The organism is Paenibacillus sp. FSL W8-0426 (assembly GCF_037969725.1).
Lineage (GTDB): Bacteria > Bacillota > Bacilli > Paenibacillales > Paenibacillaceae > Paenibacillus > Paenibacillus hubeiensis.
In genome coordinates this window covers 4,615,388-4,628,533 of sequence record NZ_CP150203.1, presented here as the reverse complement: position 1 = coordinate 4,628,533, position 13,146 = coordinate 4,615,388, and the positions used below count along the sequence as shown (strand labels likewise).

10 protein-coding genes are annotated in these 13,146 nt (G+C 49.7%); 6 read left to right on the top strand and 4 right to left on the bottom strand.

What is annotated here, in order from left to right:
• Window positions 1-153: 153 nt before the first annotated feature.
• Entirely contained in the window at window positions 154-681 is a 528-nt protein-coding gene (locus MKY59_RS20635; RefSeq protein ID WP_236416498.1) for a type 1 glutamine amidotransferase domain-containing protein, read from the bottom strand.
• Between the two features lie 281 nt (window positions 682-962).
• Between MKY59_RS20635 and MKY59_RS20630 the strand changes: the two genes are divergently transcribed.
• The 4 genes from MKY59_RS20630 to MKY59_RS20615 all read left to right on the top strand — a co-directional run bounded on the left by MKY59_RS20630 (window position 963) and on the right by MKY59_RS20615 (window position 3,812).
• Window positions 963-1,364 (top strand): hypothetical protein, encoded by a 402-nt coding sequence (locus MKY59_RS20630; RefSeq protein WP_236416495.1) that lies wholly within the window; start codon window positions 963-965, stop codon window positions 1,362-1,364.
• Between the two features lie 122 nt (window positions 1,365-1,486).
• Window positions 1,487-1,834 (top strand): bacillithiol system redox-active protein YtxJ, encoded by a 348-nt coding sequence (gene ytxJ, locus MKY59_RS20625; RefSeq protein ID WP_236416493.1) that lies wholly within the window; start codon window positions 1,487-1,489, stop codon window positions 1,832-1,834.
• A 92-nt stretch (window positions 1,835-1,926) separates the two neighbouring features.
• Complete coding sequence (gene ccpA / locus MKY59_RS20620; protein ID WP_236416492.1) at window positions 1,927-2,934, top strand: catabolite control protein A; 1,008 nt, start codon at window positions 1,927-1,929, stop codon at window positions 2,932-2,934.
• Between the two features lie 182 nt (window positions 2,935-3,116).
• The gene (locus MKY59_RS20615) at window positions 3,117-3,812 is read left to right on the top strand and encodes a 5'-methylthioadenosine/adenosylhomocysteine nucleosidase (RefSeq protein WP_236416489.1); all 696 of its coding nucleotides are present in this window, start codon (window positions 3,117-3,119) and stop codon (window positions 3,810-3,812) included.
• 120 nt (window positions 3,813-3,932) lie between these two features.
• Here MKY59_RS20615 and MKY59_RS20610 read toward each other — a convergent pair whose 3' ends face one another.
• Window positions 3,933-4,565, bottom strand: a complete 633-nt coding sequence (locus tag MKY59_RS20610; protein ID WP_339273501.1) for a GNAT family N-acetyltransferase — start codon at window positions 4,563-4,565, stop codon at window positions 3,933-3,935.
• Between the two features lie 277 nt (window positions 4,566-4,842).
• Here MKY59_RS20610 and acsA point away from each other — a divergent pair, with 277 nt between their 5' ends.
• On the top strand, window positions 4,843-6,567 hold the full coding sequence (gene acsA / locus MKY59_RS20605) for an acetate--CoA ligase (RefSeq protein ID WP_339273499.1): 1,725 nt from the start codon (window positions 4,843-4,845) through the stop codon (window positions 6,565-6,567).
• Between the two features lie 149 nt (window positions 6,568-6,716).
• Here acsA and MKY59_RS20600 read toward each other — a convergent pair whose 3' ends face one another.
• Window positions 6,717-9,809, bottom strand: coding sequence for a transglycosylase domain-containing protein (locus MKY59_RS20600; RefSeq protein ID WP_339273497.1), 3,093 nt, complete (start codon window positions 9,807-9,809; stop codon window positions 6,717-6,719).
• A gap of 256 nt (window positions 9,810-10,065) precedes the next feature.
• A complete protein-coding gene (gene rpsD, locus MKY59_RS20595) occupies window positions 10,066-10,665 on the bottom strand; it encodes a 30S ribosomal protein S4 (RefSeq protein WP_236416476.1) in 600 nt (199 codons plus the stop codon).
• A 464-nt stretch (window positions 10,666-11,129) separates the two neighbouring features.
• Here rpsD and MKY59_RS20590 point away from each other — a divergent pair, with 464 nt between their 5' ends.
• Complete coding sequence (locus MKY59_RS20590; RefSeq protein ID WP_339273495.1) at window positions 11,130-13,106, top strand: GGDEF domain-containing protein; 1,977 nt, start codon at window positions 11,130-11,132, stop codon at window positions 13,104-13,106.
• Window positions 13,107-13,146: the final 40 nt, after the last annotated feature.

Below are 13,146 nucleotides of genomic sequence, written 5' to 3'. Positions count from 1 at the left end.
AACGACGAGCACCCAACCCGATTTAGCCAAACCGGGTTGGGTGCTCGTTCATTTATTGGCCGCCATCCATAAAACGCCTTTTAACGGGCAAAAGGAGCGGTCCGGCCTGTTTGGCATATGCGTTTTCAGACGGTCAACCAAGTTGCGATGTCATTATTGGTTATTCGCGAGCGCATCGCAGAACGCTTTGCCATAGGGAGGCAGGTCGGGAGGACGGCGGGCCGAGATGATATGGCCATCTACGACTACCGCCTCATCCTTCCAGATCGCTCCGGCATTTTCCATGTCGTCCCGAATACCTGGCGTAGAGGTTACCGTAACGCCTTCCAAAATTTTGGCTGAGATCAGTACCCAGCCCGCATGGCAGATTTGACCGATGGGTTTGCGGTCGGCATGCATTTCGCGGACCAGCTCAAGCACCTTCGGATATCGGCGCAGCTTGTCCGGCGCCCATCCCCCTGGAACGAGAATGCCGTCATATTGCGAGCTTTCCAGTTCGTCGAAGCTGTATTCGGCCTCGGCTGGAACGCCGTATTTTCCAATGTAGGTTTTTCCTTTTTTTTCGCCGGCCAGATGCACTTCCGCACCTTCCTCACGAACCCGATGGACCGGGTACCATAGCTCCAAATCCTCGAATTCTTCATCGACAAGGGCGATAACTTTCTTACCGGTTAATCTCATGATCATCTCTCCTTTATTGAACGTGTTCACCATCGCGATTTATTGTAACAAATTTTGTGGACGGCTTCACGGTCAGCATTTTCGTCGGTACAACGATTTGTGTCGATGTATGCTTTCCTCATAAGGTACCATCTTCTGGGGATGGTGGTAATTTGTTTAATTTGTGGTTTTGGGCAGGATTTGCGCCGAAAAAGGTCGAATGAACTACTCATGAGCAAAGAACGAATGAGGTGATGGATGTGCGCAAATCATGCAAGTGCGGACATGTAATGGAATTGGAAATGAGAACGGTAGTATATGCCAAAAAGGTGGAAATTCGCAACGTGCCTGTATTCGCATGCACGGATTGCGTTACATACGAGGTTCTTCAGCCGGTAAAGCCGGACCTTAAGGAATGTATCAGCAAATTGGGAGATCATCCCGTGCAGCAAGACGTATCTTTCGGTAAACAGAACGAACTCGCCGACCTTTTTCACGAAATGCTTCAGTCGTGGCCGGACGCGTCGGATCGGGAGATGGAAGAGCGCATGCAGCAAGCCGTTCAGGAACGCATCAACCTGCTCCTGGATATATTGAACTATGCCCAAAAATCCGGTGACGAGGAATGGATTCAAATGACACAGCGCAGGCTGGGACAATTGTCCGGCTTTGCATGGAGAAGTTATTTCTCGAATGCTGTTTGATTTTGACGCGTTTCATGCTTGTTTTCATGAAAATTGGCTTTTTCCTGCACTTTTTGTTAAGATATCGTAGAGTGAAAACGCTCAACATATTGGTATTCCTGATAAAGGGGGATGTATATCCAATGGCTTACATGACCAAAATGACAAGTGTTGAACAGCTTAACTCCGCACTGGGAGCTACGAATAATCAACCATTGCTTCTGTTTAAGCATAGTACTCGGTGCCCAATCAGTTCAAGAGCTTATCAGGAGATGGACCATTATCTGCAGAACCAGCCGAACGAAAATGTGGACTATGGCATCGTCTATGTTGTGGAAGATCGCCCTGTTTCCAATGAAACGGAGGCAATACTCGGGGTTAAACATGAGTCGCCGCAGGCCATTCTTGTGCAGAATGGGAAAGCGGTATGGCATACCTCCCATTCAAACATTACTTCGACTGCGCTTACAAGTGTATTAAACGGCTATTGAAGCCTATTTTAATTGATTAATGCAATAATTTGTCGTAATATAAATCTTAATGAAAATGGTATGAAAATTTACTGGTAATGGAGAGAAGTGCTGTGACGGTAACCATTTATGATGTAGCACGTGAAGCTGGCGTATCCATGGCGACAGTATCACGGGTTGTCAACAATAACCCTAATGTTAAACCTCAAACCCGCAAAAAAGTCTATGAAGCAATCGAACGCCTGGGATATCGTCCTAATGCTGTAGCCAGAGGTCTGGCGAGCAAAAAGACAACAACCGTCGGCGTTGTGATCCCTGATATTTCCAACTCCATCTTTGCCGAGATTGCCCGCGGTATCGAGGATATCGCGAATATGTATCACTACAATATCATTTTGTGTAATGCGGACAAAAAGAAGGAAAAGGAAATTCGCGTTATCAACACGCTGCTTGAGAAACAGGTGGACGGTCTGCTCTTTATGGGCGGAACCGTGACGGACGAGCATATCCAGGCGTTCCAGTCTGCCGCCGTGCCGATCGTGCTTTGCGCCACAAGCGACGAGAAGGGGGCATATCCTTCCGTGGACATCGACCATGAGGCGGCTGCATTCGATGCGGTGAATACGCTGATTCGCCATGGTCACAAGGAAATTGCCATGATCAGCGGCACACTGCAAGACCCGGCCAACGGTTATGCCCGTTTCCAAGGCTACAAGAAGGCGCTTGAAGCTGCAGGTATGGAGTACCAGGAGGATCTGGTACGTATCGGAAATTACCGCTATGAGTCCGGCGTGGAAGCCATGAAGTACTTCCTGGGCTTGAAGAAGAGACCAACTGCGATCTTTGCCGCGACGGATGAAATGGCGATTGGTGCCATCCACAGCATTCAGGATGAAGGCTTGAAAGTACCGGATGATTTCTCGATCATTAGCGTGGACAACATCCGTATGGCCTCCATGGTTCGTCCTCAGCTGACAACGGTGGCCCAACCGATGTACGACCTGGGTGCCGTGGCGATGCGTCTTTTGACCAAGCTGATGAAGAAGGAAAACGTAGAAAATCCACGCGTGATTTTGCCGCATGAAACGATTTTGCGTTTGTCTGTCAGCCACGCTGGCTAAACGGGACGGCAAAGGGATGTCGCGTCTGGCGGACGCAGCCCGGATTAAGATGAAAGGGAAGTTTTATTCCCTCTCTACATAGTATGCAGGCGAAGCTCCGGAAACGGAGCTTTTGTGCTTGACAAGAAATAGATACGTCCGAATCTCAAGACGAGGCTTGGATCAAATGGAGGCAGGACAGGATGCGCGAAACCATCGGAATAATCGGTGCGATGAATGAAGAAGTGGAGCTTTTGCTGGCAGGCATGAAACGATCGGAGACCGTCAAGCAGACCGGGCTTACGTATGTCGCAGGCGAGTGGCTGGGGAAACAGATTGTAGTGTGCAAGTCAGGCGTAGGCAAGGTCAATGCCGCCGTGACCACGCAAATTTTGATTGACCGGTTCCAGGTGGACAAAATTATATTTACGGGTGTGGCCGGAGCGGTGCATCCCGAGTTGAATATCGGCGATATCGTCATTTCTTCCGTATGCGTCCAGCATGACATGGATGTAACCGCGCTTGGGTTCGAACGCGGCGTCATCCCTTATCAGGAGACGTCGGCTTTTCCGGCCGATGAGACATTGATTGCGCTGGCGGAACAGGCATGCCTTGCACAAGGGGCACATTATCGGATCGGCAAAGTGTTGTCAGGCGACCAATTCATCGCCAGCAAGGAGACGGTAGGCAGGTTATATGCCGAAATGGATGGCGCCTGTGCCGAGATGGAAGGGGCTGCGGTTGCTCAGGTGTGTTTCATGAATCGTGTGCCGTTTGTGGTGCTGCGCGGCATGTCCGATAAGGCTGACGGTTCGGCCCATGTCAATTTTGCGGAGTTTACCGTACATTCGTCTCAACGTTCTCATCGTATTGTGGAACACATGCTCACCAATATGTAAGCGAAAGCAAAAAAATCGTAAATGCGCCCTTGATGGGAGCGAATTGTTGTAAAAAACCGCTATGACTGCATCCATGTGTCTTTCAAATGAAACATGGTTGAAAGGATAGCGGTTTTTGCATCAATACATAAACCGGTGGCGGAAACGAACGCGATCGAACTGCTGCTCGGATTCGAGAGGCACCTTATTTCCGATACGCACCATCAGGCAATTGGCCGGATGCGAACATATTTCGGGATCGTCGGTAGCGTACCAGGTCATGTCGACGGTCTGCATCAAACGCTCCATCATTTTCCGATAATCCCACACGGACAGACCGCTGCCTTTCAAATCCCAATGCCAGTAATATTCAGTCGTAAACACGATGTATCTTTCCATCTGGCCGCCCGCAAAAGCCGTAAGCAGCATTTCTTTCCCGATGCCCAGCGAGCGGTACCGATCCGCTACCTCAATAGCTCCCAATTCAATCAGATCGGCCATGCTGCCTTCAGACCAACGCTCACACTCATCGGCGTAGTGAAACGTAATATAACCCACGATCGTTTCGCGTTCACGAGCGATGATGATGCGCCCTTCGGGCAAACCTGCAATCTCGATCAACGCTTCCTGCTGCTCGGCAGGGCGCCGGAACGCATCCAGATCCGGATGAAAAGACAACGCTGCGATCCTGTCAGGAGGCAAAGGGCCTTCCACGGTAATATGGAAACCGGACTTGAAGATGGAACGCATGTGGTATTCTTTCAAATGCTCCATGGTTCATGCTCCTCTCCTCCCTACTTATAGCAAAAAATCAAAAAAATGAAAAGCCATAGACGGTCCCGGAAGCAATTTGATATAATTGCCTTGACATAAAACGTTCACAATTGGAATGCAGAATGAAGCTGCACCGATTTTGGCTACCTGACAGGGTACATGCAGAGAGTTGCTCTCTAAATAATGTAAGCGCTAACTGTAAGTTCAGTCAACACCAAGGCAAAGCGAAACACCTTTTTGAAGGAATCGAAATGTCGAGTTGAGGAGGCTGGCAAGCATGAGTCAAGCACATGGTGAGATGCTGCAAACGGTTGTGTCCGAATCCAATCTGGGTGATTACGAGGAAGCTCGAAGCCGCTTCGATTGGGAATCGGTTGAGAAACATTTTACGTGGTATACCAGCGGAAAAGTAAACATTGCGCATGAGGCGGTCGACCGTCACGTGCTCGAAGGCAGAGGCGGCAGAACCGCATTGTTGTACAGCGATGCCACAAGAGAAGAGGCATACACGTTTGCCGATCTAAGCGAGCAATCGAACCGCTTCGGGAACGTTCTGCGAAAATACGGCATTGCCAAGGGAGACAGGGTTTTTATATTCATGCCCCGCAGTCCTGAACTCTACTTCAGCCTGCTCGGCATTCTGAAGGCAGGCGCCGTAGTGGGCCCGCTGTTTGAAGCGTTCATGGAGACGGCGGTCAAGGATCGCCTTGAAGACAGCGGCGCGGTTGCGATTGTGACGACGCCGGAGCTGCTCGGTCGGATCAAACGTTCCGAATTGCCTGAGCTTAAGTATGTATTCGTTGTTGGCGGCGGAGCGCAGACCGAAGAAGGCCTCGTTGATTATGATGCCGAGATGTCGTCCGCTTCGGACGAGATGGAAGTGGAATGGCTGACTCGCGAGGACGGGCTATTGATTCACTATACCTCAGGTTCCACCGGTAAACCCAAAGGGGTCTATCACGTTCAAAATGCCATGATTCAGCATTATTATACCGGTAAAGTGGTATTGGACCTGCGCGACGACGATGTGTACTGGTGCACGGCTGATCCGGGGTGGGTCACAGGCACTTCTTATGGTATCTTCGCTCCGTGGCTGAACGGGGTAACCAATGTCATTCGCGGGGGCCGTTTCAGTCCGCAGGATTGGTACAGCACCATTGAGAAACGCAAAGTAAGCGTATGGTACAGTGCGCCGACTGCATTCCGTATGCTGATGGGAGCGGGAGAGGACGAAATAAAGCGGCATGATCTCAGCAGCCTGCGTCATGTGCTGTCCGTAGGAGAACCGCTTAACCCTGAAGTGGTTCGTTGGGGATGGAACGTGTACGGGCAGCGTATCCATGATACGTGGTGGATGACGGAAACCGGTGCACAGCTGATCTGCAACTATCCGGGCATGCCGATCAAACCGGGATCCATGGGACGGCCTTTGCCAGGGGTAGAGGCGGCGATCATCAACGATCAAGGCGAGGTACTCCCTCCGTATAGCATGGGGAATTTGGCCATCCGCACCCCTTGGCCATCCATGATGGCGAAGATATGGAACAATCCTGCCAAATACGAGGAATATTTCCGTTTGCCTGGATGGTATGTCTCAGGGGACTCCGCGTATATGGATGAAGACGGGTACTTCTGGTTTCAGGGGCGGATTGACGACGTCATTAATTCCTCGGGAGAGCGCATCGGTCCCTTCGAGGTCGAGAGCAAGCTGGTGGAGCATCCGGCTGTTGCCGAGGCGGGGGTTATTGGCAAACCCGACGTCATGCGAGGGGAGATCATTAAAGCTTTTGTGGCATTGCGTGAAGGCTATGAAGCTACTCCTGAGCTTAAAGAGGAGATTTACCGCTTTGTGAAAGAAGGGTTATCCGCCCACGCTGCTCCACGCGAAATTGAGTTCAAGGATAAACTGCCGAAGACCCGTTCCGGCAAAATCATGCGGCGTGTGTTGAAGGCGTGGGAGCTGGATCTTCCGGCTGGCGATCTATCCACGATTGAGGATTAGAGCAGCAGGGTTCGCTCGTCTCTCGAATGAAAGCAAAAGAAATAAGCCTGTTCTGGATCACACCAGAGCAGGCTTATTTGTATGACATATAAGCCCCGCCTCCAATCAAAGGAGGCGGGGCTTAACGTTTTAATGCGTTCAGGTTTCGATCAAGGCTGCAAAGAAACGGCTGCCGAAGGGCTGGATTCACCCGCATCGTTAGTCGCAGAGACCTTGAACCAACCTCCGGTTCCTTCGGCTACGCCGAAATCAAGCGATGTGCCCGAAGTGGTTCCGATTTGGTTAAACGGTGCTGATCCGGTTTCGCTGTAATATACCGTGTAGCTTTTGACCCCATCCGTCTCCGGGTTCGGAGACCATTGAATGCGAATGCCTTGGGGAAGGGCGGAAACGCCGACCTGGCCAGGCGTGCCAGGAGGCGTTGGCGCGGCCGGTTTCTCCCCTGTATTCGTTGGATCAATGACAGTACCTGGAACCTCGATCGGTTCATTATTTTCTACGTCCGGTTCGGCTGCATTGACTGCAGTGCTGACGATGGCACTCGGTGCAGACTCTTTGCCGGCTACATCGACGGCAGTGACATAGTAAGCAAAATTACCGTTTGTCGAAACGCTAAACGATCTGGATTCTCCTGTCAGGACGACTTTGCCTTGATTCTGGAATCCTCCGCCATTGGCGGATCGATACAAACGATAGCCTACGACGTCGTTCTCAGGCGTTGCGCTGAATGTGATGACCGACCCGGAAAGCCTTACATTGGATGGCGCATCAGGTGCCTTGCCGTTGTCCGTACGCGGATCGATCTTGGTCGGCATATCACTGCCGGCATCTTCAGGCAAATAGTATGCGAGCGATTCGTGACGACTCATGCGAGAAAACGCATTTTGCAGTTCTTTAATCAACTCGGAAATCGGCTTTTTCCGTTTGATGACCGTTTTTACTTTGAGCATATCCGAAGGCGTTCCGTCCCGCGGAATGTAATTCACGCCATTGTAAGTGATATATGTTGCCCGCCCAACGCCGTCATCGCTCTCTTTCGGCACGTATTTGCTGTTGAATATATCCGTCACAAATTTGTCCGTTAGAGAAGTAGGCAGCTTGCCGCTGTAAGCCGATACGGTTTTGCTAACGATCCCGTCGGGTTTTTTGAACGAATCCGTCACGAATAAGTCCTTTTGGGAAGAAACCAACTCATTCATGATCTGGGTCCATAGCTGCTGCGCCCGTTTGCGTTGGGATTTGGTCTCAAGCGTATTCACAGGCTGCTTGTATCCAACCCATACACCCAAGGTGACGTCTGGCGTGTATCCTTCAAACCATACGTCTGCGTAACTTTGAGTGGATCCTGTTTTACCGACAATAGGAACGCTCTTGGTATATTTGTAATTGGAACGAACTTTGTCGGCCGTCCCTTCCGTAATGACTGTCCGCAGCATGTCGGTCATCAAGTATGCCGTTTGCTCGGAAAAAGCCTGAACGGGATTGGCTTCGTGTTTGTAAACAATGTTGCCTTTGGAATCTACAATTTTGCTGATCATGTACGCATCGTTATAGACGCCATTGTTGGCAATTGCGCCATAGGCATTGGTCAGTTCTTCGACGGTTACGCCATACTGAAGGCCGCCAAGAACACCGGTCTGCGCTTGGTAATCGCTTTTCTGGATGGTCGTGATGCCGAGCTTTTTCGAAAAAGCCCAAGCTTTATCGATTCCGACTTCTTCGTTAAACAGCTTGAGTGCAGGGATGTTCAATGAATAATTCAATGCCCTGCGGGCTGTAACGAGTCCCTGATAGCGATTGTTGGCGTTTTTCGGAATATGGTATCCGGCACCGCCGTTCTTCAGGATGATCGGAGCATCGTCGATAATGGAAGCCGGCTGAACGAGACCTGCCTCCATGGCCGGCAAATATGCTGCGATCGGTTTCATCGTCGAACCTGGCTGACGTACCATTTGGGTGGCATAGTTCATCTGTTCGTCTTGGAAGCTGCGTCCTTCGATCATGCCGAGAATGGCCCCGGTTTTGTGATCGATCAGCATGGCCGCTGTTTGTTCTTTGCCTTTGGTAGGATCTTCGGCAGAGAAGTTGCTATCATCCTCGGCGATCGACCTCATCGTTTTGTACACATTTTTGTTGATGGTCGTATAGATGCGATATCCGCCAGTGCGCAATTGCTGCTGTGCTTCCTCCAACAATGTGCTGTTGTCCTTATCGGCGGTATTTCCATCCGTGTCCTTGCCGGTTGAGTTATTCGTTTTGTCTTTTTCCGTATTCAGATCCATGAGGATCTGCGCAGCCTGCCGCTCCGTTTCCATCATAAGGTAAGGATAAGTGTTGTAAGCTTTTACGGTTTTTGGTGCAAGCGAACTTTTGATATCGAAAGCAAGGGCTTCATCGTATTCCGACGTATTGATTTTGCCGAGTTCAAGCATGCGGCGCAGCACGAGGTGCTGACGATTGATTGCGCGCTCGAAGTTTTCCTCTACAAAATCGCCTTTTCCGTTAAAGGCAGAGTAAGAGGAGGGTAACTGCGGCAAACCTGCGAGATAAGCGGCTTGTGCCGTATTCAGTTTCTCCAAATCATTGATGTTGAACAATCCTTTTGCGGCCGCTTTGATCCCGTAGACGTTATAGCCGCTAGACCCGTTACCGAAAGGAACCTTATTCAGATACGCGGTCATGATTTGGTTTTTGGTCATAAACCGTTCAAGCCGCAGAGAGAGCAGAATTTCTTTGACTTTGCGGTCCTCGGTTCGGTCCAAATTGAGGAATACACGCCGGGCCAGCTGTTGGGTCAGGGTGCTTCCGCCGGTTTGAACGGATTCGTTCAAAACCTTCTGTTTCACTGCGCGCAGCGTTCCGCTCATGTCTACGCCGCTATGTTCGTAAAAATGATTGTCTTCAATGGCAATGACGGCGTCGATGACCTTTTGCGGAATCTGGTCAAAGGTGACCGGGCGCCGATCTTCTTCGGTTCGCAACTGGCCGATCGGGCTTCCATCGGCGAAGTAAGCAAAGCCTGTAATGGAGTTTTCGCTGACTTTTTGCTCGATCAGGGCTCTTGAACGAACGGGTTCATCTTTAACGATGGAACTGACGTACCCCATCAAGGCACCGCCAACGAATAGCACGCCCATGAATCCCAGGATAGCCATCCATTTGACAACGCTGCCGAGTTTGCGGATAAAGCTCCGCTTGCGGACAGGCTGCTCGTCGGGCTTGTTTTTATTTGCATCAACCATTCAGTGTCTTCCTCCTTTTAACGACACTTATTATAGCATAAAAAGGAGGCTTTGCATGCGTGAGAAATACAAGCAATCGACGAAAATTGCCAATTTCTTGGGGGAATGACTGAATAAGTTGTCATCGAGACGAAGTCGTTCGGATTAGTATATGTAAGTTGTGGGGGAATATAGGCTTAGCATGGAAGCAAAAAAACAGCTGCCGAGAAATTTCTCAGGCAGCTGTTTGGGGTAAAGCAGGATTGAAAAACAACGATTAACGGTTGTAGAACTCGACGATTTGTTTTTCGTCGATGTCTTGGGAAAGTTCCGCGCGTTCTGGCAGGCGGATGTATTTTCCTTCAACAGCTGTGTCGTTGAATTCCAGGTATGCCGGAAGATGCGTACGGTTTTCCAGAGCTTCCTTCACGGAAGACAAACCGCGGCTTCTTTCACGCAGGCCGATTACGTCGCCAGTGCTTACTTGGTAAGAAGCGATGTCGACTTTTTTGCCGTTTACAGTAACGTGACCGTGGGATACCAACTGACGTGCACCTGCACGGGAGTTAGCGAATCCAAGGCGGTATACCAGGTTGTCAAGGCGGCTCTCGAGCAAGAACATGAAGTTTTCACCCGCGATTCCTTGCATTTTTTGCGCTCTAGCAAACAGAGTGCGGAATTGTTTTTCGCCCAGGCCGTACATGTGGCGAAGTTTTTGTTTTTCTTGCAACTGCATACCGTAGTTGCTCATTTTTCTGCGTTGGTTAGGACCGTGCTGACCCGGAGGGAAAGGACGTTTCAATTCTTTGCCAGTTCCGCTCAAGGAAATGCCGAGACGACGGCTCAATTTAAATTTAGGACCAGTGTAACGTGCCATGTGTAAAGTAGCTCCTTTTTAATTAAAATTCAATAGTTAGGGCTCTGTTTGCGCTTCGTTTTGTTGTTGCGGGCAAGCCTCGCAAGCATCAATCAGGAAAGTTCAGCCGCTGTCCTGAAAGCAACAAAACAAATGAGGGTGACACAACCGGTAATGCCCAAATTTAAAGACCCATTAGCAGTCTTCATCAACAATATATTCTACAGTTTGGATGAAAGGAAGTCAAGAGCAAGGCGAAGATAGAAAAACGTCTAATTTTGTCGATAGGTCGTTGGGCCTAAAAAAATGGGACGATTTTATGAAATATGGATGCAAAAACCCTTTAAAGAGAGTAGAATAAAGTGTATCTTAACTTTAAAGGATTGCGTAAAACAAACGTTATTCCATACCTTTTGCAGATTTGCGATAGGATCTGCAGATTCATGCATCTTCAGATGCAAAAACGGTGCAAAGGAGCGCCTGACATGTTGGAACATCTAGGAAGGTTGCCAGAGAGCGTCAATTCGCCTAACTCGACCGAAACGTTATTTTCCAAAAAATCACATGAAGAGCATACGCTCTGGATGCAGCATATGGACATCACACCTTTTGACTTCTGCTATCTTGACACGTTGCTGCAACAAGCCTTTGCCGATTGGCAGGTACAGCGTTTAACGGACTTTGACCGTTCGCAAACGAAGTATTCTGTCTGGAATGCCGAAGGCATATGCGTCGCTCCAATTGAACAGGAGAGTATCGGGGCTGTCGTGCAATTGGTTTCGGAATGTCTGGATTCCGGACAGCCGCGAATCGCTCGAAACTTGGGCGCTCATGGCCAATATGCGATGCTTGCAGAGCCGCTGTACTCGAGAATCAATCAAGACTTGTTTGCTGTCTTCACGGCCTTGATTCACGAACCTGATCGATATGAAACGTCTGAAGCTGTAGTTCGATCTGAGGCGGCGCACTTTCGTACTTGCTTCTACCGAAGATTTGAATACATATTTATGACGGATCTGTTGAAAGCCCATGAACAAACGGCACGCGAGGAACATCGCAGATCAATTCTGTTTCAGATCATTCAACGGTTGAATGACAAGATGAATGCGGATGCGATTTTGGACAAGGTGTTTGAAAGCATCGATTACTTGTACCCGGCCACCCGGATGAATTTGTACATGTCGCAGGATCAGAAAAGCCCCCATTCCCGGATCAAGCCGTTATTGGTTCGCGAACGAGGAAATGATATTTGCGTGCGCTCCTTTAAAGAGGGGAAAATGATCGTACTCCGTTCAGAACAACCGGGAAATCGCATTGCCGAGGTGGCTTTTCCTCTTAAGGGAAACCAGGGAGTATATGGGGTATTCCACATGGAAATGAACGAGGAAACGATCGAGGAGTCCGATCTGCAGCTGGTGTCCATGATGGCTGACACAACGGGAACGGCATTTGAAAATGCCAAATTGCATGAACAGTCGAACATGCTCGTCCAGGAGCTGCGCCTGATGAATGACCTGACACAGCGATTGAACAAAAGTTTGCAGCTCATGGAAATATTCGATTTTTCGGTCCAGGAGCTGTTAGCCATTTTTCAAGCCGAATGGTGCTGCATCCTGCAGTTAAAGGAGGATACAGACCAATTTGAGGTCATGTCTTCGAATATACCCGATTTCGCCCATAAAACGTTTCCTCTGGATTATGGATTTGCCGGATTGCTGCGCCAAACCGAGGAACCGATCATTCTTTCCAACTATGCCGAGTACGGGCAATTGACTTCCGTGTTTATGGAGGTTACCCATTCGCTTTCGCTCATGGCTGCGCCTGTAAGAGTGAATGGTGTGGTGAAAAGCTTTATTTTGCTGTCCCACCGGCGCGAGCATTATTTTTCGTATGACAACTATCGGCTGCTTCAAATGTTGTCCATTCATATCGGACTGGCCCTTTCGAACGCTACGCTTCACGCCGAAGTGCGGCGGCTTGCCAATCTGGACATGTTGACGGGGTTATACGTCAGGCATTATCTGGATAATATCATTCATGAACGTCAGGCTCACGAATTTTGCGGTTCTTTGATCGTGGTGGACATTGACCAATTCAAGCAGGTGAACGATACATTTGGGCACCAAACCGGAGACCAGGTGCTGAAGCAGGTCAGTGATATCGTGACAAGTTCGGTTCGCCCCGAGGATGTATGCGCAAGGTGGGGGGGCGAGGAGCTGGCCATTTACATGCCGCAAGTCGGAATACATCAGGCTCGGCATTATGCGGAAACCATCCGTAGAAGAGTGGCGGAAGAAACAAGACCGCTTGTGACAGTGTCCAGCGGGATTGCCGAGTGGAATTGCATGGATGATAAGGTGACCGTGGAATCGTTGTTTTACCGCGCAGACATGGCCCTGTATGAAGCAAAAAACGGGGGACGCAATCGCATCGTGCTCGAAAAACAGGAGATCAACCGATAAAAAGAGGACATTCCGTTGTGCGGGATGGTCCTCTTTTTGC